At 46.2% G+C, this 21773-nt stretch carries 17 protein-coding genes; 4 read left to right on the forward strand and 13 right to left on the reverse strand.

The window, feature by feature from the left end; all coding sequences use genetic code 11:
- The first annotated feature begins 4 nt into the window (after positions 1-4).
- Positions 5-1204 carry a glycoside hydrolase 5 family protein gene (locus BLT51_RS02100; protein ID WP_091279329.1) on the forward strand — a complete coding sequence of 400 codons (1200 nt, stop codon included), beginning with the start codon at positions 5-7 and terminating at the stop codon, positions 1202-1204.
- Positions 1205-1278: 74 nt separating this feature from the next.
- On the opposite strand, the gene BLT51_RS02105 is transcribed toward BLT51_RS02100, so the two are convergent.
- The 5 genes from BLT51_RS02105 to BLT51_RS02125 form a co-directional block, all read right to left on the reverse strand.
- Positions 1279-3651, reverse strand: a complete 2373-nt coding sequence (locus BLT51_RS02105) for a VWA domain-containing protein (RefSeq protein WP_157672861.1) — start codon at positions 3649-3651, stop codon at positions 1279-1281.
- A gap of 180 nt (positions 3652-3831) precedes the next feature.
- The gene (gene rarD, locus BLT51_RS02110) at positions 3832-4830 is read right to left on the reverse strand and encodes an EamA family transporter RarD (RefSeq protein ID WP_091279334.1); all 999 of its coding nucleotides are present in this window, start codon (positions 4828-4830) and stop codon (positions 3832-3834) included.
- Positions 4831-5015: 185 nt separating this feature from the next.
- On the reverse strand, positions 5016-5669 hold the full coding sequence (locus BLT51_RS02115) for an Abi family protein (protein ID WP_091279337.1): 654 nt from the start codon (positions 5667-5669) through the stop codon (positions 5016-5018).
- A 12-nt stretch (positions 5670-5681) separates the two neighbouring features.
- Positions 5682-6440: a hypothetical protein gene (locus BLT51_RS02120; RefSeq protein WP_091279338.1), complete on the reverse strand. Its 759-nt coding sequence runs from the start codon at positions 6438-6440 to the stop codon at positions 5682-5684.
- 235 nt (positions 6441-6675) lie between these two features.
- On the reverse strand, positions 6676-8523 hold the full coding sequence (locus BLT51_RS02125) for a BCCT family transporter (RefSeq protein ID WP_091279342.1): 1848 nt from the start codon (positions 8521-8523) through the stop codon (positions 6676-6678).
- A gap of 189 nt (positions 8524-8712) precedes the next feature.
- On the opposite strand from BLT51_RS02125, the gene BLT51_RS09190 reads away from it, so the two are divergent.
- The gene (locus tag BLT51_RS09190) at positions 8713-8931 is read left to right on the forward strand and encodes a hypothetical protein (RefSeq protein ID WP_172801295.1); all 219 of its coding nucleotides are present in this window, start codon (positions 8713-8715) and stop codon (positions 8929-8931) included.
- Positions 8932-9327: 396 nt separating this feature from the next.
- On the opposite strand, the gene BLT51_RS02135 is transcribed toward BLT51_RS09190, so the two are convergent.
- The 4 genes from BLT51_RS02135 to BLT51_RS02150 are packed head-to-tail and all read right to left on the reverse strand — an operon-like array spanning position 9328 to position 14410.
- The gene (locus tag BLT51_RS02135; RefSeq protein ID WP_231943961.1) at positions 9328-10872 is read right to left on the reverse strand and encodes a sugar ABC transporter ATP-binding protein; all 1545 of its coding nucleotides are present in this window, start codon (positions 10870-10872) and stop codon (positions 9328-9330) included.
- A 5-nt stretch (positions 10873-10877) separates the two neighbouring features.
- Positions 10878-11879: a substrate-binding domain-containing protein gene (locus tag BLT51_RS02140; RefSeq protein WP_091279350.1), complete on the reverse strand. Its 1002-nt coding sequence runs from the start codon at positions 11877-11879 to the stop codon at positions 10878-10880.
- Positions 11880-11938: 59 nt separating this feature from the next.
- On the reverse strand, positions 11939-12928 hold the full coding sequence (locus BLT51_RS02145; RefSeq protein ID WP_091279353.1) for an ABC transporter permease: 990 nt from the start codon (positions 12926-12928) through the stop codon (positions 11939-11941).
- 9 nt (positions 12929-12937) lie between these two features.
- Positions 12938-14410, reverse strand: coding sequence for a xylulokinase (locus tag BLT51_RS02150; protein WP_197672584.1), 1473 nt, complete (start codon positions 14408-14410; stop codon positions 12938-12940).
- A gap of 215 nt (positions 14411-14625) precedes the next feature.
- Here BLT51_RS02150 and BLT51_RS02155 point away from each other — a divergent pair, with 215 nt between their 5' ends.
- Positions 14626-15879: an ROK family transcriptional regulator gene (locus BLT51_RS02155; protein ID WP_172801296.1), complete on the forward strand. Its 1254-nt coding sequence runs from the start codon at positions 14626-14628 to the stop codon at positions 15877-15879.
- A 59-nt stretch (positions 15880-15938) separates the two neighbouring features.
- Here BLT51_RS02155 and BLT51_RS02160 read toward each other — a convergent pair whose 3' ends face one another.
- Genes BLT51_RS02160 through BLT51_RS02175 form a run of 4 tightly spaced genes read right to left on the reverse strand, consistent with a single transcriptional unit; the run spans position 15939 to position 20603 of the window.
- Positions 15939-16589, reverse strand: coding sequence for a LutC/YkgG family protein (locus BLT51_RS02160; protein WP_231943962.1), 651 nt, complete (start codon positions 16587-16589; stop codon positions 15939-15941).
- Complete coding sequence (locus tag BLT51_RS02165; protein WP_091279361.1) at positions 16586-18112, reverse strand: LutB/LldF family L-lactate oxidation iron-sulfur protein; 1527 nt, start codon at positions 18110-18112, stop codon at positions 16586-16588. The genes BLT51_RS02160 and BLT51_RS02165 overlap by 4 nt, the downstream gene beginning before the upstream one ends.
- Positions 18112-18900 carry a (Fe-S)-binding protein gene (locus BLT51_RS02170; protein ID WP_091279364.1) on the reverse strand — a complete coding sequence of 263 codons (789 nt, stop codon included), beginning with the start codon at positions 18898-18900 and terminating at the stop codon, positions 18112-18114. The genes BLT51_RS02165 and BLT51_RS02170 overlap by 1 nt, the downstream gene beginning before the upstream one ends.
- Before the next feature lie 44 nt (positions 18901-18944).
- A complete protein-coding gene (locus tag BLT51_RS02175) occupies positions 18945-20603 on the reverse strand; it encodes an L-lactate permease (protein ID WP_091279366.1) in 1659 nt (552 codons plus the stop codon).
- 343 nt (positions 20604-20946) lie between these two features.
- Here BLT51_RS02175 and BLT51_RS02180 point away from each other — a divergent pair, with 343 nt between their 5' ends.
- The gene (locus BLT51_RS02180; protein WP_091279368.1) at positions 20947-21765 is read left to right on the forward strand and encodes a CAMP factor family pore-forming toxin; all 819 of its coding nucleotides are present in this window, start codon (positions 20947-20949) and stop codon (positions 21763-21765) included.
- Positions 21766-21773 lie beyond the last annotated feature (8 nt).

Below are 21773 nucleotides of genomic sequence, written 5' to 3' on the forward strand. Positions count from 1 at the left end.
GAACATGAAATTCGGTGTTAACTACACCCCGCGAATTGGCTGGTTTCATTCCTGGTTAGATTTCACTCCAGATCATGTTCGCGCCGATCTTGACGCAATCGCCTCACTCGGCGTGGACCATATTCGGATTTTCCCGTTGTGGCCAGTACTGCAACCCAACCGTACGTTGATCCGCCAGCAAGCACTCGATGACGTTGCTACTGTTGTCCAGCTTGCACACGAACGCGGTATGGATACCTATGTGGATGTGTTACAGGGCCATCTATCGTCTTTCGACTATCTACCGTCATGGGTAAATTCATGGCATCGGCGAAACATTTTCACTGATCCGGACGTAGTATCTGGCGAAAAAGCACTTGTTGAAGCCCTCGCCACCCGATTGCACGATGTGCCCGGAGCACGTGGGCTGAGCCTGGGCAATGAATTCATACAATTCGCAGCTAACCGGCACCCAGAACAGCACAAAATCACTACTGAGCAGGCACACGCTTGGTTAAATGAGCTACTCACTGTTGCTCGTACCCACTGGCCTGAAGGAATGCACGTTCATACGCACGACGACGATCTATGGTTTGACACTGGGCATCCTTTCGATCCAGCAGCAGCCGTGACATTTGGTGACGCCACCACTGTTCATTCATGGGTGTTTGGTAAGGTAGGACCGCGGTTTGGTAAGGGCAGTCCTCAATTACAGTGGTTTGCGCGCTATTTGTGCGAACTCGCATATGCTTGGGGTGAATCGTTCGGCCAGAATCGTCCGGTGTGGCTTCAAGAAATTGGATCGCCCTCAAACTATGTCGACCCTGCCGATGCTGCTAGTTTCTTGACCGCTAATATTGAGCGACTGATGGGGTCTCATGGTGGTGGTACTGCACCAAACTTGAATGCAATTACATGGTGGTGTTCCCATGACGTATCTCGCTCATTAGCAGATTTCCCAGAGCTAGAGCACACCCTTGGACTGTTTGATTCCGACGGCGCAATCAAGCCGATTGGGCGGGCGTACCGAGAAGCCATCGCTACTTGGCACGATGCTGACTGGCACGCTGCAGAACCGACAACAGTCGAGCGTCCTACCCTGACCCTAGAGCTAGAGCCACAAACCCGTGACTGGGCTGATGCTAACCATGGCTTCTTCGATCAGTGGATGGAACAAGCGCTGGCCGGCGAAGTGCCGCAAATAGCTATCAACCAGGTCAGCTAATCGTTACTCACTTGCTGATGCAGTTGTGCGCCGAAGCTTAGCTTCGGCGCACAACTTATACTGATAGTAAGGAATTAGTTTGCGTGTCTACGGTTTCGCCATATCAGACCTGCTGCTACCAGGAGCAGAAAACTACCGGCGATATAGAAGTGGTCCCGTCCTATCCCGCCTGTTAGCGGTAGCGTAGGCGGCTCAATACGGTGGTTTTCGATTTTACCTAAATCAACCTCAAGTTTTTCTCCATTGATTTCTGCAGTCCGCTGTTCTTCATCAATCAGATAACCAAATGGAGCCTTTTGCTCTTGAATGCTCCATTTTCCCCAAGCAAGATTTAATACCTCGAATTTACCTGCCTCTGGATTCTTATCCAGTCCCGAACAGCTCTCTACTGATTCGGCTACACAGTCTTCAACGGTTTTAGGCTCTTGGTTTTCGGCCGTCAATGTCCAGACTGAACCTTCTAAATATTTGTCGGTATCATCTGCATCCACTTTGGACCAGAGAATAGAACCCGGTTTCGCGGTATTTGTGACAGTACACTTGACTGATCCGCGCGACTGTTCATCTGTTGGTTGGCAAACAACTTCACTTGATACATTCGGGAGCTCAGTAAGCTCTTTAACTCGATATTGATATCGTTTTCCATTGGTATCGAAACGATCGAGCTTCTCCCATGTCGCAGTACCATCAGCAGTTTTTTTACTCAGGCTAGACACATCTTCCCAGGTCTGTCCATCAATTGATCTCTGTGGGATAAGGGTAACTTCATGAGGAGCTGTCAGTCCTACCCATTCCTTGATTGCAACTAGTTCAATAGGCTTCTCTCTGTTCGTAACAACGATATTAACGTCCGAATCAGTCTCATCTTTTACAACAAAGGTATTTTTTTGCATAGATGCGCCTGACCGGGTCACCTCATAGCTAACCTCGTAATCTTCAGGCGCTATTTCGCCAGGGAATTTTTCAGTAACCTTATACTCCCCAGTATATCTCAGGTGTGTTTGCCGAGTCTTTTTAGCAGATTCTGAGTCTTTTGGAGCAATCTTATAAACAATGACTTCCGAACACTCTTGTTCCTCAATACACTTTGCTTTTGGCTGATCTTTACGATCATTAGTCAGCTCGATATCAAAAATTTGCGCACTGTTTTTAGCGGTGCCATTAATATCTAGCACCCTCTTTTCCACAGAAATCAACACTGGATTCACTTCTGGCTTCGGAAAGGCTTCTGCTTTTTGTTTCCCTAAATAATCAACGTAAGTTAGCTGCGCTTCTTTATTAGTTGGATATAGATGTTTTTCGTTCGCTACCTGCCCATCAGCCCCTGGTACCTCCCGGAGTTTATCGTCGATCTCAACCCGATAAGTCATTTCTTCAAATTTAATACGGTTCCCATCCCGTATCTCAACTTGATTAAGGCTTTCAACATCCCATGAAAGCGTGGCAGATTTTTCATCATACGAAGCAGTACCCTGCTTCGGGTGAGGGTTGCCAACTACTCGGAAACCTTCACCCATTGGGTCAACTACTTTTGCGTTGTTAATCGGCGACACGATCGAGCCTGCAATATTAGTAAAGACTTTCTCTAAACCCTTGGGATCCGCTTCCGTGTAACTATCACGGTCTGTTGCGATCGCCTTCAAAATATCTTGTCCTGTTTGGCCAGCTTGGAGAGCAACAGACCACATATGGCTAGATTCTTTCGCAAATCTTGCCTCCGCTATAGCACTATTTCCGTGATTAAGAACAATAGGAAAGCCATCTCGATAGTAGTAACTGTAATACCTTAACGTACGGCCATCACCAGCGCGATATTTTCCAAAATCTTCTAACTCTAAATTCGTATTCGTTTCTAAAAAATAATCGTAAATGCTCTGCTGGGTAATTAATTTGTCATAATCTAAGGAGTGGCTAATCGTGTATCCGAACGTTGGCTGCCCATCCGACAGTAAGACAATATGCTTGTGGTCAGCAGTGGAGTTTTCCAGCATCAGGCGAGCTTTTCTAATACCATCTTGCGTGAAGGTTCCACCTCGGATCGTAATCGCGTCAATCGCACGATCTAAAGCTTCACGATTTGTTCCAAGCTGGAGATCTTGAGTAGCTACAGTCCCAAAAGATACTAAACCAACGCGCGTAAGACCATTATTGTTGCCATCCAGAAGTTTCTCCACGAAGGTTTTCGCAGATTTTTTCGCAGCTTCCATTCGTGCTTCACGTGACATACTGCCAGAATGGTCAATAACAAGGACAACGTCGCTCGTTTGTTTAACTTCTTGAGATTCGACCCGTAACGTAATATCCCAGGTATTAACGAGCCCTGCCACCGGACGCGCGGTTTTACAGAGCTTCACTTCTCCTGGCATTTTTGACGAGCCGCGACATTGATCTTCTCCAGCAGACCGTGGATCACTCAAAGCTGCATAAGACCACTCAAAATTACCCACAATCACAAGTAAGACAACAGTAAGTAGTATTCCACTATTTAACTTTAAAATCCATTTCGGACACCTGCGGAACAGAGACAATTAGCACTCCATCTTTACGTACACTAACCTATTCAAGCGTACCTATAACAGTCAAGCTCCGCAGTATAGATAATGTCCGCTACTCGACAGAGACAGAAGTCACCGGGGCTTTTCCACCAGTTTTCCCTTGCGATTCCGAAATAACCGACCCCATGAATCTGGTTCCGAACGACGCTTACGCGGACGACGACGACGCCATGGACGAACCGCCGGAACCGACCAACGTACATGTTTCGATAGCGCAATGACACCGTCAACACCAAGTAACAATACCGCAAGCCAAATACCAAGATATGTCCACCATTGTGTTGGATCAATTCTCTCACCCAACAGCATCGCAACCATAATCACCAAAACTGGCTCTACATAGGACAACAGACCAAAAATACCGTACGGCAACCACTTCACTGCCAATACGTATGAGATAACACCAAATACCGATAGCGCTCCTAGCAACAGCAAAACAGCCACAATTGAGATAGACGAAAATGCGCTATGAACCGAATGACTCTCCGTAGCCACCCAGATCGACACCGGCAAGGCCAAAGTCATCTCCCACGCAAGCGAGCCAACGCCGTCGGTCTCGTAATGACGTCGAACCACAAAATACGCTGGGTAACCAATCGCAATAAATGAAGCAACAGGACCGATGCCACCAGCACGCCACGCCTCATACACCACCGCCATCGCCGCAATCACGGTCGCAACTACCATAAGCCGTGTCATGCGTTCCCCATAGAAAACACGCCCAATGACAACCATTACTAGCGGCATTAAGAAATACCCCATACCAACTTCGAGCGTACGGCCCACCTGCGGCGCCCAGCCAAACAGCCACATTTGGGCAGCGAGCATCGGCGCACAGAACGCATATGCGATAAGCTTGCGCGGGTCTTGGCGCACCCGTCGATATTCACCGGTAAACCACGAGAAACGCTTTGTCATTAGCAAGACAATTAATACACCAGGAACGGTCATAATCATGCGCCACGCCCACAATTCCACGCCAGTTAGTGGCGCAGTCAATGCAGCAAAGTACGAAAACATCGCAAACGCTACGGAAGATAAAAGAGAAATGACGACGCCGCGACTGGACATAAAGCCCCCGAAAACTATGCTGGAAACGTGGAAAAGTAGTGGGCGGGACCGATACGGCCCCGCCCATCACATTAGCGTGTATTACTAGTTATTACGCCAGCAAGCCACTGTGAGCTTGCACTATCTTCAATACACCAAGCCTTTATAGTTCTTTTGTGTCAGCAACCCTAATGTGCTCTTTCAAACTACTGCATACTCTCACCTAAGCGTTTAATCCACTCATCCACCAAAGGCAATACCTGCGGTTCTATCCAGCTCATAATCTGCTGAACCTCGTGGAGAACCTGCGCATCATTTTCGTGAAACACCGGTTCAAGATGAGCTGCACGATTTCGTATCGCATGAAGATGTTTCATAATTTTCTCAACTTCTTGCCGGCGTTTTTTGAGATCTAAATTTCCATAAGAAAACGCCCTGTGAATAGCCGGAACCCACAATTGCGTATAGTAGCGTTTCGTTAAAAGATACCTCCAAAAGCCAAAAGTTAGCTGAGCAAGCACATTGTCATGCGTAACTGGTTTACCATGCTGTTTCAAACGGCCTCTGGCTTTTTCAATATCTCGTTGTGCTTTCTGAGTCAACAACCGTTTATCATCAAGCCAATCCCGGCCGGCATACTTCTTGCTATACCAGTCTATAAGCGCATAATCGATTTGATTTTGCACGATAATCTCAACTGATCCGACTAAATCGAGATACACAAGCGTTAGCTTCCGATTTCGTTCATACAGTTTTAAAGCTTCAGCTTTATTCTGATGAAATTCTTGAAGGTAGGTATCCATGCGCGGTTGAGAGTACATTTTGATCAGAACATCAACAGGAATCACATCTTTCGTCATTGACTTTCCCTCTCAGTCCTGTATAAAATCAAGTGAAGACCCCGGAACGATCCCCAGCTTTTGCTGAATCGCCGGGGTTATATTGTATTCATCCTGGTAAGTATCAACAAAAGAATCCGCTACTTCTTGAAATAGGCCCTCCGCTGTCCATACCTTGTTCATTGGCCCCGGGCGCGACGCCAGATAATTGTGAGCGTACCGGAACCGTTCTTTTGGACTAAACGGTTTAACAACGAAACACCGTCCGCCCGATTTGCTGAGCACGTTAGGGACCTGTTTTTCTATCCGGCCCCCATCGAGGATAAAACCCGCATACGAGGCGACAATAATCCCGTGATTATTCGTCAAATAATTTGTATCGTCTTGACTTACTCTCCAATGACCAGTCACCCGCAATTTGCCGGCGCGAATCTGATTCCACATTACAGGATCTTTAAGTTCCTTTTCGATTTCTTGCAAGTCCTGTTCACGCTCTCCCCAGGTGGCATCAAGGTACAAAGATGGCCGATCTTCGCGCTCCTCCACTCCCATTGAGCAGACAAGTGCACGCGTCCCTGACGGGATAAGGAACGGACGGTTTCTCGCGGTTGCTAAGTATTCGATATCCCAGCCGGAGTATCGCTGATTACGAGGGTTGGCACGATCGTCAAAAACAGAAATAAGGTTGAGATCAATAATTTTCGCAGCAGTATTGGATCCAACGCCAAGAACCCCCTTGAGGGTTTCAAAACCAAAAACTGAACTCGAAAGAGAGTACGTTGTAGCAGACATGTTAATTTTCCTTTCCATGCAGGCCCGCAGGCGTGATGATATACAGGTTTGAGAGCATAGTGTGCTAATACTCATCAGTCCTCAAGCTACTACAACCCATCCCACTTGTCAACAGGATAATGTGAATCCACCTTATCCCAGTATTATTTATAGGTTTGGGCGAGCCTATATAAGACTCGCCCATCACATTAGAGTGAATTACTAGTTATTACGCCAGCAAACCACTGAATTTGCACTATTTACGCCCAGATTTTGTAGCTACTTTGTCAGCCGCTTTCGCAGCAGACTTGGCTGATCCTTTAGCTGTTGGATGCTTCATCCGAGCCATGCGTTTCTTCGCCAACCGGAGTTCTTCACGTTCACGGTGATGGCGGCGCTCCACAGCCAGTTGGCGGTTAAAACGCTCCTGCTCGCGCTGGTCAAGATAGATGACATCGTTACGCAGATCCTTGACAATTGCGAACATTAAAGCGAAGACCACAAACAGGAATGGGGTCGCAGCCACAATCGTTACACTCTGAATCGAATGTAACGCCTGATCGCCACCAGAAACCAGCAGTGTCAATCCGATCATTGCGGTCACTAAGCCCCAAGCTCCAGTGAGCCATGGTGTTGCGGTAGCCCGCCCCCCTTGAGATAGGGACCCCATAACTGTCGACGCCGAATCAGCAGACGTGATAAAGAATGTTGCGAGCAGCAAAACGGCTACAATACCCATCACGAACCCACCCGGTAGCGAATGCAACAGGTTGAAGAGCTGGGACTCGGGAACGCCGTCGGCATAAATGCTGTTGCCACCTTGTTCCATCGAAATTGCGGTACCACCGAAAATAGCGAACCAAACTGTGGAAAGACCTGCAGGCACAAGCAAAACACCAGTACAGAATTCGCGGATCGTGCGGCCACGCGAAATACGAGCAATAAACATACCGACGAATGGTGACCATGAAACCCACCAAGCCCAGTAGAAGATGGTCCAAGACGAAATCCAGTCACCAGCAGTACCATCAGCAGCTGATGCGGTACGGCCAGCCATTTCGAAGAACTGCGAAGCGTAGGCACCCATCGAGCCTGGAAGTAAGTTGAGCTGGACGATCGTCGGACCGAATGCGAAAACAAAGATCGCGAGCGCAGCTGCAAACACCATGTTGATGTTTGACAAGATGCGAATACCTTTACCAACACCAGACATAGCCGAAATTAGGAAGGCAAGAGTCAGAACACCAACGATGGTGACAATAATGCCAGTTCCAGGGTTGCTCACAAACCCAGAGGCAGATAACCCTGCACGGATCTGCAACGCACCCAAACCGAGGGAACACGCTGTTCCAAACACAGTAGCAAAAATCGAAAGTGAATCGATAGCTTTTCCAACAAAACCATTCGCATGCTTTTCACCGATCAACGGAGTGAAGGCAGCCGAAATAAGTTGGCGGCGACCCACGCGATAGGTTGAATAGGCAATAGCAAGACCGACAATGGCATACATCGCCCACGGGTGCAAAGTCCAATGGAACATTGCGGTTGCCATAGCAGTCCCGACCTCATGCGAGTTGTGCCCGGGCACGCCGTCGCGATAAAAAGCGAGCGGTTCAGATGCTCCATAGAACATCAAACCAATCCCCATACCGGCAGCGAACATCATTGCAATCCACGAGGAGTTGGAGAATTCTGGCTGTTCGTCCGCCGCGCCTAGTCTGATTGCACCAAATTTACTGGCAGCAATGACTACCACGAAGGCAACAAAGATTGTTGTAAATAAGACGAACGCCCAACCAAGATTTCCTAGGACCCAGGAAAACGCGGTGCTCGAAGCATGTGAGAAGTTTACTGGCGCAGCAAGTCCCCACACAACAGTACCCAGGACTAGGATCATCGCTGGAACAACAACAGACCACGCGATTGATGCGTCTTCGTTTTCTGACGCCAGCTCAATTGGTTTCTCGTGAATGTCTGCGGCGTTAATTTCATGCTCGACAGACAAGATTGCAGCGAGTTCCGACGTCGCACTCGACGTCGGGTCTAAAGGTTTAATTTCTTGATTTTCTTGTACTTTACTATCGTTTATATCTTCACTATCCATAGTGTCATTCTTTCGGATAGCGAGCTTTTTTCCAACATAACAGCTCGAAAATCGCTGATTTTCCGTACTATGTCACAGACTTAATACTCATAAAGGATAAACCGCGGAGTATTATTTGTCTTTTTTGTAGGGTAATTTTCTTGTTAGCTATGCTTCCGTCGGCCAATAATCCCCACTCCGACAGCAAAGGTGAGCACTATCAAAGCCACCAAACTACCGAAATCTGCACCATTCTTAGCAAAGGCGTTCTTCGTTGGTTTCACCCCGGCATTATTTGCAACCTTATCTGGTCTACTACAATCGTCTTCATTAGCAGAATTCTCGATCGAAATAGTTGGAGTTAGCGAAAAGTGGCATATTAATCTTTGCCTTTCCTTGTGCATTTTCCAGGTTCTTTTTCTACTCTGACCTCTATACTAGCGAGCTTCAATTACTGCTTAGTTTCACCCAATTTATTTTGCACTTCAGTCAGTTTGTTAGCCTTATTCATTTTGATTAGCAGCACTTGAAGACAACATTCTAATCCAGCCATGACGCTGGATGTAACTAGTACATATGTAGTTGATTGTCATTATTTTAACCATTCACATCACATTAGTGATTCGTTGTGTGTTAATATACAGAAAAGTCCTGAACTGGGGATTCTTCCATATTTGACATAGTTTCTATAGCGTCCAAAGAAAGGGTTGCTTTCGGATTTTCTAGTAGCGACCTCTCCATTAACCCAGATTAGAACTAAATGAAACTCTACGAAACACGATGAGAATCAACTATTAGCTCGGTACTGAGAGACCTAACGTTTCATCAACTTATTGATTCTGCTGTTGTAATCCAGGCCAACTCACGAAGTTTTGCAACAGTTAGATTCTCAACCGGAATCGCACTCGCAACTGTTTTACCGTGCGCAAAAACTGTCACTACATCAGCTAATTCAAGGATTTCTTCCTCTTCAGAAGACGATACGATAAGTGTCATTCCCTCATCAACAACCATTGATTTGAGTAGCGAATGGATTTCCGATTTCACTCCAATATCTACACCTTTTGTCGGCTCATCCAATAACAAAATTTTGGGTTGCTGAGCTAGTGTTCTCGCAATTAAGACCTTTTGTTGGTTCCCTCCAGACAGAGCAACAATCGGCCCCTGCGTATTACCTCGAACGTGTAATCTGTTCAAAAATTCTGATGTCATTTTTGACAAACGGGCATTATTGATCCACCCCCCTGTCGAAAACTGAGTTACAACTGGCAATGCAATATTTTGAGGGCTTGACATTCCTGGAACTATGCCATCGATTTTTCGTTCCTCAGTGAGATACGCAAAGCCACATTTCATCGCATCTGCCGGATTTTTAGGAATATATCGCTCCCGGAAAAGTTCAACTTCACCCGAATATATCGGCTCAACACCGATAAGCGAGCGCAATAGTTCAGTACGTCCCGCACCAACTAAGCCGTACAGTCCGATGATCTGTCCTTCTCGCGCATCGAATGAGACACCCTGCAAATGAGGACCATGAACATCTGAAATAGATAAGATTACTTCACCACTAGTTTTCCCTATTCGTGTAGTATCCATACCTTTTTCTTGTGCATCTGCAATATCATCACCAACGATCGCCCGAACAACTTCTTCATGCGAAATTAATCCAGCGTCGGCATCAAGGATTACTTTGCCATCTACTAAAGCCACGATCCGGTGTGCGACTTCATACAACTCATCTAACTTGTGATCAACAAGCAATACGCCCACATTCTTGCGCTTCGCAATATCTTTGACGTAGTCAAGTAACCTACTGATCTGCTCGCCTTCGAGGGAAGTCGTAGGTTCATCCAGTAACAGATACTTAGTGTTTTTGGTCGCCGCAATAGCTATTTCTAGCATTTGTCGCGCTGCAACCGGATAAGAACCTAACGAACGATCAACATCCATTTCTAGGTGAAACTCATTCAACATTTGTTGGGCAAACTTGCGCATCTCTGCTTTCCGTAACCCTGCTATGCCAGATAGTTCCCTTCCAAGCCAAATATTCTCTTGAACCGTTAAATTAGGTATCAGCGAAAGTTCTTGATACACAGTACTTACACCGTGACTAATTGCTTCCGCAGGACTACTAAAAACCACTGACTTTCCGTCAAGATAAAGCTCACCCCCGTCATGCTTATGAGCTCCTGCCAGAACTTTCAATAACGTAGACTTACCAGCGCCATTATGCCCAACCAAACCAACAATTTCACCAGGCTTTAGATCGAAGGAGATGCCCGCCAAGGCTGGCACGCCTGCGAAATGTTTTGTTAAATTCACCGCCTGAAATCCAACTTTAGAAACGGGCATCTTCTTCTCACTCATATTGATCAGCCAACCTCACCTGGCGCAGGAGTTTGTCCGGTTACGAACAACTTCAATGGACGTAAAATTTCAGCATCAACTTTTCCGTCACTAATAAACATCTTGATCTGATCAACAACACGTTTTCCGTAATCTTTTGGTTCTTGCGCAACACAACCAGGGTATGTTTCTGTCAGTGGTAGTTCCGAAGCGCAGAAACCATAGACTTTAACATCTCGTCCGGAAGCTTTTACTGCTTCAAGTGCCCCCTGTGCAGCAGGTCCCGTAGAAGCAAAAATTACGTTCATGTCAGGATTTCCTTGGAGCATAGATGATGTCACGTTGAGCGCTGTATCTAGCTGAACTTTTCCATCAACAGTCGCATCAACTGTTGCATGGCTATTCTTTTCGAGTGCTTTCTTAAATGCATCATCTCTTTCGACGACAATAGTTTGATCTGGCGCAGTTACTAAGCCAACATGTAGCTCAGCATCATCCCCAAAGTCTTTGAGTACCTGTTCACCAATAACTGTTCCACCGCCTGCATTATCAGCACCAAGATATTGAACGATTGAAGCATCTTGATTACTCATAGCAGTTTCAGAAACACCAACATTCACATTAAACACAGGAACACCTGCGTCGTTAGCAAGTTTGACGATTGCCGCTGATGGATCTGAATTGACAGGATTTAATGCAATAGCACATGGCTTTTTCTGGAGTAAAGCCTGTGCTTGCGCTAACTGATTTGAATCATCGTCATTGGCGATAGAAACATCTACAGTAAATCCTTGTTCTTTACCCTGTTCTTCAAATCCTTCCTGCATAGCAACATAATATGGATTCGTTAGATTTGGCAGTAAGACTCCTAAAATTGGCGAATCTGACTTACAGCCCTCTGGTAAGGAGGTAGCTTTTTCACCAGCTTTTGTGGGTTTTGCCTCTCCTGATCCTGTATCGATAGCTCCACAGGCGCTCATTGATAATGCTCCTGCAGCTACAATAGCGAGAATAACTATTCGCTTCATTGGTTTCTCCTTAGTAAAAACAACGCTGTTTTGATTAGTTTGGCTGATTGACCTGAGTTCTAATGAGCAATGCCATCAGAAACAGTTTCTTTTCGTTTTTTGAAAAGTGAAAAAATTGAAATATTTCGTCGATTCGAATCTATAAGAACACCAAGGAGAATAATTACTCCAATGACAAGTGGTTGCCAGTATGCACTAACTCCAATAACATTCATGCCGTTGGAAACTTCCGCAATAAGAATTGCACCAAAAACGGCACCTAAAATTGTTCCTACACCACCAAATAGGCTTACACCGCCAACGACGGCAGATGCAATCGAATAAAACTGTTCCGTACCTGCTCCAGCTGTTGGATAACCTACCATTAACCGTGATGCAGTTATAATTCCGCCGAAAGCTGAGCAAATTCCAGAAACCACATATACAAGTATCGTCGTTTTCCCAACGTTTATGCCTGACAACCTCGCTGTTTCACGATTACCACCAACAGCATAAATATGCACACCTTGAGCGGTTTTCTTCAAATACAGCCCCAGCATGATTGCAGTAATTGCTACTAAAATTACCGGAACTGGAATTCCAAAGATTGACCCTCGACCGAAAAATGCAAACATTTTATCTGAGATCGGCACAGATGACCCATTGGTAAGAATTTTAGGTATTGATGCAGATATCCCAAATGTTGCAAAAGTTACGATGAATGGTGGCATGTTGCCCCAGTGGACTAAAACACCGTTAAAGAGACCCACTCCTGCCCCCACTATAAGAGCAACAATCGCCGCACCCCACCACGGAACACCGGCTTGCATAGTCAATGCGGCGATAACTCCGGTTAGTGCAATATTAGAACCAACGGATAAGTCGATTCCTCCTGTTAAGAGAACGAAAGATTGTCCTAAAGCTAAGAATAAAACAACTGTTCCATTCAAAAGCAAGACCATCATATTGTCGACCGTACAGAATGCAGATGCCGCGAATGACAGCACTACACCAACAATAATTACGACCGCAATAATGCCGACTTCTTGTGGAATTCTCTTATTTTTCATTTTGGTTCCTTAGCCATGAAAATATTTCAGCTTTCTTTCTTGTACCGACAGTGCAATATTGCGATAGCGTTCTAATATGAATGGATGGTATGTCCCGGAAAATTCCGAGGAAAGACGTGGCGTCCAAACTGGCGGATATTTCTGACCAAAATATGCCCATGCAGCCTGCAAAGCAGCTCCGTCTGCTACATATTCACCGCGTTCAGGGACTTTTACTGGCATCCCGAGAACAATTGGTGCAATGCGACGTACCGCTTCCGACCTTGCCCCACCACCAATGAGAGTAACTTGGGAAATATCCACACCTAAACTCCGCATTGCATGGATGCCTTCACTAACCCCGCAGAGCATTCCTTCAATAGCTGCGCGAGCAACATTTGATGGCGAAAAATTATTATTCCTTATACCGTAAAGCTCACCACTCGCATGGGGTAAATTCGGTGTCCGCTCTCCTTCTAAATACGGTATACAAACCAATCCTTCTGCCCCTGGTGGAGCACTCAAAGCCAATCGATCAAACTCACGATGACTAACGCCTAATAAATTCGCATATGCATCTACAACTCGAGATGCGTTCAATGTAGCCACCAGTGGCAAATATCTGCCAGAAGCATCCGCAAATCCAGCAACCGCACCCGTAATATCTTTAACCGGTTTATCGCTCACTAAAGACACTACTCCCGATGTACCAATTGAAAGCACTACTTCTCCAGAGCCAGTCGAAAGCCCCAGTGCGGCTCCAGCATTGTCGCCACACCCAGCAGCCAAGCATATTTCCTTTTTACCATTCCTCATCGTTCCGATGATTTCATTGGGTTTTCCAATGTTTGGTAATATCAGATCGTTGGCACATTCTTGTGACTTCAAGGCTAAACCTAAGAGCTGGCGATCATAATTTTCTGCCGAAGATGAAGCATAGCCAGTTCCTGAAACATCCGACCGATCAGTTGCTAACAAGTCTAGATCTGTCGTGTTCCGTAATTTCCAGGTAAGCCAATCATGCGGTAAGCAGACAGCTCTTGTTCGGTCTAAAGATTGAGGTTCTTCTCTTGCCAACCAACGCAACTTGGTTATCGTAAAAGAAGCAACCGGCACTACCCCCGTGCGCTCAACAAACCTGTTCTTTCCTACTGAATAGTCACCATCGCCTAATTCAGAAATAAGATCATCCGCATCTTGAGCCGAACGAGTATCGTTCCACAAGATCGCATTTCGCACCACTTCACCATGTTCATCAAGAGTGACCATTCCATGCTGTTGCCCCGCAACAGCAAGTGAATTGACGTCTTCTAATCCACCTGCTTGATGAATCGCTTCATGTAAAGCTTTTTCCCAAACTTCGGGAGATACCTCTGTTCCCGTTTGATGATGTGCCACACCAGAGCGCACAAGTGCGCCAGTATGTGCATCTCTAATCATGACCTTACATGACTGGGTTGAGGAATCAACACCTGCAACTAGCTCACGCATAACAACCCCCATTAGTTGCTCCTTGCAATAAATAGTATAGACGTGGGTCACATTAAATGCAACGATTTAACAAAACACACCATATTTCATCCATAGTTACGCTATTTTCGTCAGCTGAACACCCGTAATCACATTAAATAAAATCATGTAACAATTAAATAGTGGTGGCATAATTAGATTGGAAAAGAGCTTAGAAAAATATGACAATAAACCACTTCACACACTCTATGCGTTCCCCTGTCGGTACTGGCATTGAAAAAGTTAGGAACTACAATCTATCGCTCCTAGCTCGAGCTGCTATTACATCAAATACTCCCTTATCTCGTGCCGATCTTGCCGCTAAAACAAGACTTAATAAGTCTACTGTCACACGTCTCGTCGACACATTGATTCACTATGGAATTCTTGTCGAACAACCAACAGAGCGTACAACTAGCGCAGGCCGTCCTTCTGTACCTCTAAGCGCAGCCGCACACACCCATGTCACAATAGGAGCCGAAATTTCAGACTCTTCCGTTCGAACGTGTATCGTCGATTTACGCGGAAAAATCTTATCGGAACATATTCACGAATTTATTGACCAGCCCTTACCTGAAAACGTTTTTCCACTCTTGGTCAACAGTCTAAAAAAGCATGAAAAACAAATCCGTTCGAGCCACATGAATCTTGTTGGCATAACTTGCGGATTTCCTGGCCTCGTCTCGGAAAACGACGGAGTACTATTTTCTGCTCCTTCAATGTCATGGAAAAACATTTCTCTTCCAGACATGCTTAATGAGTTCACCAGCTCAAACCCTTATAAAGTTCATTTCGAAAATTCTATAAATCTCGAAGGATTTAATGAACTTATCCACTTGCGACGTCATAACGATTCAAAAAATAGCTTTCTATATATTTCCGGTTCCTCCGGTATCGGATCAGCAATAGTCCGTAACGGTGTTATCTATACTGGTGCTCGTGGATTTGCGGGAGAAATTGGACATATAGCTATCACTGAAAATGATGTTATTTGTTCTTGTGGCTCTACGGGCTGTCTTGAAACCGTCGCTGGACGCCGCTACATCATGAGACAAGCTGGTTTTCCTAGTGATGCACCAATAGCCCACCTCTATGCCGCTTTACATAGAAATGATCCTCAAGCCTTAACAGCAATGAGTAACGTTGGAACAATTCTAGGAAAAGCGATTGCCGCAAGTCTAAATCTTTTTGACCTACCAGAAGTACGCCTTGGCGGAATATTTGCTGACTTATTCCCTCATATGAAAAAAGAACTACAAGCAGAAATTGATGAACGCGTACTAACAAGCACGCTTAAACAAATACAGGTTTCAAAATCTTTAGGCGATGAACGAGCGGCATCAGAGGGCGGAGCATGGCGAATGTTGCTTAATTTTATCGATTCTCCAGATACGTGGACCGTTCCAGATTCTTACGCATTAACCTATTACGATGTAGACCAAACTCCTGAAGTAACAATTTAAAGTCTATCGGGGTACGATGAATTCATCGTACCCCGATAGAGATTTTGGTGTAGCAAGACTCAATCAGTCACGATAATAACTCGCAAGTTACGTGGTCCGTGAACGCCGTCGACTCGAACCAGTTCGATATCTGAGGTTGCCGAAGGTCCAGCAATCCACGTGATAGGCCGAGTCGGGTTCTCATTCAGAACTGACACCGCCTGCGGAACAGTCGGATAAATATCCTTCGCCCGCAAGACGATCACGTGACTATCTGGCACCAACGTGATCGCACGACGTCCCTGGTCCGGCTCACCATCAAGGATAATCGTGCCAGACATGGAGATCGCTACCCGCGAAGCAGTCACAACAGCATCGATCTTGTCCAGATCATAGTTACCTAACGGCTTCTCACGAGAGTCTTCCTGAACAGTACGGTTGTTACGGCCAGCCGCCTTCTTCCATTTTTCATCCAAACCATGTGGGACGACGACGGAAGACGCATCTTCCAGATACGCATCGATTGCATCTGGAATACCAGCCTCATCAGTGGTCACAACAACCGCAGTGTAATCAACGAGTTTCTCGATCAAGTCCTCGATTACTTCTGGGGCTCCTGGCGGGAATTCACCTTCCTGAATGTAGTTCCGTGGTGGCTCCGGCGCAGGTTCTCCTTGGGAGATAGCAAGCGCATCTTTGATACGTTGCAAAATCTCTTCACGTGCACTCACTTCTCGTTCTCCTTCTTTCCTTCTTCTTTGAGCCATTCACGGAATGTCCGCGACGGTGGAGCTGGAACATCGCGAACCATTGTCCACCGGTTAGCTAATGGAATCGGCACATTATGAATCTTGCGATCCTTACCGGCAACAACACGTCCAGCCTTCATACCCTTAGTCGCAGCAGCCCAAACCTTACCATTGCCCATAACCTTCGAAGCTGCCTTCATAGACACGTCCCAAACATCTGGAATACCTCCACGATTAGCTTCGGTAATCCGATGGCGCAGATCAACAAGGACTTCTGGAATATTAATTTTGACCGGACACACTTCATAGCAGGCACCACACAGCGACGACGCATAAGGCAAGGACGACGCCGGATCATTATGATCCATCGCGCCAAGAAGTTGCGGAGTCAGAATTGCGCCGATCGGTCCCGGATAAACCGAATTGTAGGCGTGTCCACCAACATGCTCGTAAACTGGGCAGGCGTTCATACACGCTGCACAGCGGATGCAATGCAATGCTTGGCGTCCAACTTCGTCAGCCAAGACCTTAGTACGGCCGTTGTCCAACAAAACGAGATGGAACTCTTGCGGTCCGTCACCTGGAGTAACACCCGTCCACATCGAGGTGTATGGGTTCATGCGCTCACCTGTTGATGAGCGTGGAAGAAGTTGAGCGAAGACTTCCGCATCCTTGAATGTTGGGACGAGCTTTTCAATGCCAACCAAAGAGATCAGTGTTTCTGGAAGGGTCAAACACATACGACCGTTACCTTCAGACTCAAACACCGAAAGCGTTCCAGTCTCAGCAACCATCATGTTAGAACCTGAGATAGCCACCTTGGTCTTAAGGAACAACTCACGCAAGTGAGCACGTGCAGCCATCGCCAAAACACGCGGTTCCGTCGTCTCAATTGGTTCTTCCAAGTCAGTCATTTCCCGGTTGAAGATCTCACGAATCTCTGCACGGTTGCGGTGAATTGCTGGCACCACGATGTGTGACGGCATGTCTTTGCCGAGCTGAACAATCATTTCTGCCAAGTCGGTTTCGTGTGCAACGATTCCTTCTTTAGCAAGTTCTTCATTGAGGTTAATTTCCTGAGTTGCCATCGACTTTACTTTGACAACTTCTTTAGCGTTCTTTTCCCGAAGGATGCCAAGGATGATCTCATTAGCTTCCTTCTTATCCCGCGCCCAATGAACAATGCCACCTCGTTTAGTGACATTCTCTTCCAACTGAACAAGCAGCTCTGGAAGATTACTCATCGTTTTATGCTTGATTGCTGAACCGGCATCACGTAGAGCCTGCCAATCAGGCATTTCTTCTACTCGCTCAGCACGTTTATTGCGAATAACAGTTGTTGCATGGCGCAGGTTCTTACGCAGTTGGTTATCGCGTAATGTAACAGCAGCTCCTTGTGGGAAACTTGTTCCCCACTCCAAAGTATGTTCAGGCAATGCATCACCTTGGACCCACTGCTCATGACCTTTGCCGAATATCTTTGGCAAACCTAAAAATGTAGCCATTACACACCAGCTTTCGTGGTAGATTCTGGAGCCACCCATGGCTCATTCTGTGTACCAGCAAGGACTTCAGCAAGGTGCATAGCGCGCACACCAGCTCGATTCCGAGAGAGACCACCAGCAATATTCATTAAACATGAATAGTCACCGGCAACGAGAACATCAGCCTTGGTGGCAATAATATTGTTCATTTTGTCAGTTAGCATCGACGCGGATGTCTCATGGTTTTTCAGTGCGAATGTCCCACCGAACCCACAGCACGATTCTGCGCTTGGCAATTCGATGAGATCAATGCCGCCAACTTTGCGGAGTAACTGCAAAGGTTTGTCACCAACTTTGGCAACACGTAAAGAATGGCATGTTGGATGATAGGTCACGCGGTGCGCAAAATATGCTCCAACATCATCGGTCCCCATAACGTCAACAAGGAATTCAGAAAGTTCGTATGTCTTCTTCGCAATCGCCGCTGCTTTGGAAGCCAAAGCATGATCACCAAGCTTATCAGCAACCATTTCCTGCTGTTCGCGAATAGAACCGGTACATGAACCCGAGGGAACAACAATGGCATCCCATTCGCCGTCGAGCACAGGTTCAAAAGTTTTGACGTGATTCTTGATCAAAGGCATTGATTCGGGATAGTAACCCGTGTTGATATGCATCTGCCCACAGCAAGCTTGGCTTTCTGGAAAATCGACCTCAACTCCAAGCCTCTTAAGAAGATGCATTGTTGCTTGCGGAGCCTGTGGAAACATGGCGTCCGCAATACATGTTGCAAATAGTGCTACTTTCATTTCTTAATCTTTCTTATCTATGCATGTAGATACGTTGATAAAACTTATTGAACGATTGGCAAAATGCCCTGTGTGCCTAAGAAAGTTAGTAAACAGAGAATCATAAGGAGACCGATTGAGAACGGAGCGGCCTTACGAAGAATCTCAGCTTCTGACCCAGGCTTGTTAATAGCAGTTGCTGCAATTGCTAGATTCTGTGGAGATACGATCTTCCCAAGGCCACCGCCGATGGAATTGGCGGAGAGGAGAACATGTGGATCAAGCTGCGCTCCTGTGGCTGCGGTTGATTGCAGCGAGGCGAAGAGTGCATTTGCCGAAGTCGCAGAACCTGTTACGGCAGTCCCAATCCAACCAAGAACTGGAGAAAGAAAAGCGAAAGCTGAACCCGTCGCCGCGAGAGCCGCTCCGATAGCAGCAGTTTGACCGGAGAAATTCATAACATATGCAAGTGCCATAACAAGAGCGATTGTAAACAATGACCAACGCAACGAATGAATAGTATGCCCTAACACGTGAAGTCCACGGCTAAAGCTAAACGTAAACCGTGACGTGGAGTTCGCCCCATAAACAGCAGATACGATAAGTGCTGTAACAGCGAGCATAGTTCCAGGATTGGCTAGTGTTTGGATACTAAGAATAGCTCCAGATGAAGGTTCACCGGCATTGTTTAGTAAAGAGCCGTAGAGACCCGGCCACTGAATTTTTATCGTTGTTTGTGCAAATAATTCCGGGATATTGATACCAAGAGTCCATAGTTTAGCAATAGAGAAAATTACCACAACAAGCCAGTATGGCATGAGCGCTAGAGTGATTCGGCTAGCACTTGGCCTGCCTTCAACGGAGACTTCAGAACGCCAATCATCCGGAGTAATTGGATTCAAATAGACCAGGGCTCCAGCAACAACACCAAATCCAAGGAGTGAAGCGAATACAGCTGTCAACTCATATGAAACATAGTGTGCTGCCACGAAATGTCCACATGCTGTTATGAATCCTTGGAGGAGGGCAATATGCCATAATTGCCGAATACCGCGCATACCATCAAGAATGAAGAGCAGTAAGAAAGGGATTATGATAATAATCCATGGAGTCATTGATGAGGCAGTATTCGCTACTTCAGTAGCGGCAACTCCACCAATTTTACCCGCTGTTGTAATCGGGATGGCCATTGCACCAAAACCAACATTGATAGCATTTCCAACCATAGTTACAAGTGCTGCCTTTATCGGGTTAATTCGCAGCGACACTAGCATGGCGGCAACGATCGCTACCGGCGCCCCGAAACCTGCCAAGCCTTCCAGAAGTCCACAAAAAGAGAAACCTAAAAGAAGACCTTGAATGCGAATGTCACCTTTTCCAACCGCAGAGAATACTGCACGAACATCTTCATCCCTGCCTGAATCGACAGTAAGGTTATATAACCACACCGCCGCGATAACAATGTAGAGAATGGGCATGATACCGAATGCCGCACCAAAGAGCGCTGAATTTACTGCCATGCTTGTTGGCATATGGAACCCGAACACTGCGATCAATAACGCAATGACCAAAGACCCAAGTGCACACCAATGTGTTTTAACTTTGAAAACCCCAAGCATGATAAAGAATGCAATCAGCGGCAAGATACCTACTAATGCAGAAAGGACGTTTGAGCCACCGATAGACTCAGTAGACGGCACGAATGTTACCGCATGTATCGCCATTGAATACAAGTAATCTCCTAGGACAAAAGTAACGTATACACATCCATTTTGTGACAGTGGGTAAATATATTCAAACCCACAAGCGCCCCGATTTACCTTTATCAGACAATTACAGTTTCTAGATATGGGAAAACCGCGAATTTCCGCCATTTTTTTAACGTGAGACTTTCCTTAGCTAATTGCTAGATAAACAGTAAACCCCAATGCCACCAGTTTCATAAAACTGTTCAAGATGTGACATAGGTCTATACGGATCGCGGTTTTTCTTATACAATTTTAATTACTGCGAAATATTCACATTTCGCAGTTATGTCAATTTTCATTTTTAGTTTTTGGAGTGCCAATGAAGAAATCGCTTATCGCCGTAGCACTTTCAGCATCTCTTTTGATTCCTCATCTTGCTGCTCCGGTAGCACATGCAACAACAGTCTCTTATCCTGCTGTTAGCTTAGTTTCTCTCACTGCAAACACAGGGGAAAATCAAGAAAAGCAAATTCAGGCAGAGGCTAAAGAAAAAGCTGAAGCCGTAGAAGAAACAATGAAGCATGTCACTGAAATCGCTGATGCCGCCAAAGTTGCGCGTCCAGACATCAAGTGGAGCAAGGAGTTCAACGAACTTTTTAAGACTCTCAGTGAATTGCAAGGAGAAATCCTTGCCCTCGCTTCCGGAAATATTCCAGCTTTTGATGCTAAGACCATCCTGGCTCGTGCCGAGCTTGCAACCAATATTGGCCTGACAATCGATACTGCGGCAACGAAGCTGAAAGACAAAGTTCAAGCTGCTCACGTTGAGATCGGTTTCGCCGTCACCCGCGCAGTTATTCGTTTGACGAACCTTACCTCAACTGAGGCACAGCTCAAAGAGTCCATCAAAGACCTTCAAGATGTTCTGGCACGTGTTTCTGAATACCCAGAAATCGCTCCAACAGACACTGCAACCGTCTACGTGAAAAACGAGCTGACGAAGAAAATCTGGAAGACTCGTTGGGATCGTGACACAAACATTCTCGGAAAGAAAGCTTTTGTCACCTACCACGGTTTGAACAAACACATCACTAAAGCAGTTGGAGTAGAGCTCAACCCTCACTCAACAGTGCAACAAGTGCGTGACGCTGTCACCGATCTCGATACCGCATACAAAACTGCACTTGCCGGTAAGTAGCCACCACA

The organism is Arcanobacterium phocae (assembly GCF_900105865.1).
In the GTDB taxonomy this organism is placed as follows: domain Bacteria; phylum Actinomycetota; class Actinomycetes; order Actinomycetales; family Actinomycetaceae; genus Arcanobacterium; species Arcanobacterium phocae.

Coding starts and splice junctions, on each gene's coding strand:
- BLT51_RS02100 (WP_091279329.1), top strand. CDS start 5: ATGAAATTCGGTGTTAACTACACCCCGCGAATTGGCTGGTTTCATTCC.
- rarD (WP_091279334.1), bottom strand. CDS start 4,830: ATGTCCAGTCGCGGCGTCGTCATTTCTCTTTTATCTTCCGTAGCGTTT.
- BLT51_RS02115 (WP_091279337.1), bottom strand. CDS start 5,669: ATGACGAAAGATGTGATTCCTGTTGATGTTCTGATCAAAATGTACTCT.
- BLT51_RS02120 (WP_091279338.1), bottom strand. CDS start 6,440: ATGTCTGCTACAACGTACTCTCTTTCGAGTTCAGTTTTTGGTTTTGAA.
- BLT51_RS02125 (WP_091279342.1), bottom strand. CDS start 8,523: ATGGATAGTGAAGATATAAACGATAGTAAAGTACAAGAAAATCAAGAA.
- BLT51_RS02135 (WP_231943961.1), bottom strand. CDS start 10,872: ATGAGTGAGAAGAAGATGCCCGTTTCTAAAGTTGGATTTCAGGCGGTG.
- BLT51_RS02140 (WP_091279350.1), bottom strand. CDS start 11,879: ATGAAGCGAATAGTTATTCTCGCTATTGTAGCTGCAGGAGCATTATCA.
- BLT51_RS02145 (WP_091279353.1), bottom strand. CDS start 12,928: ATGAAAAATAAGAGAATTCCACAAGAAGTCGGCATTATTGCGGTCGTA.
- BLT51_RS02150 (WP_197672584.1), bottom strand. CDS start 14,410: ATGGGGGTTGTTATGCGTGAGCTAGTTGCAGGTGTTGATTCCTCAACC.
- BLT51_RS02155 (WP_172801296.1), top strand. CDS start 14,626: ATGCGTTCCCCTGTCGGTACTGGCATTGAAAAAGTTAGGAACTACAAT.
- BLT51_RS02165 (WP_091279361.1), bottom strand. CDS start 18,112: ATGGCTACATTTTTAGGTTTGCCAAAGATATTCGGCAAAGGTCATGAG.
- BLT51_RS02170 (WP_091279364.1), bottom strand. CDS start 18,900: ATGAAAGTAGCACTATTTGCAACATGTATTGCGGACGCCATGTTTCCA.
- BLT51_RS02175 (WP_091279366.1), bottom strand. CDS start 20,603: ATGGCGATACATGCGGTAACATTCGTGCCGTCTACTGAGTCTATCGGT.
- BLT51_RS02180 (WP_091279368.1), top strand. CDS start 20,947: ATGAAGAAATCGCTTATCGCCGTAGCACTTTCAGCATCTCTTTTGATT.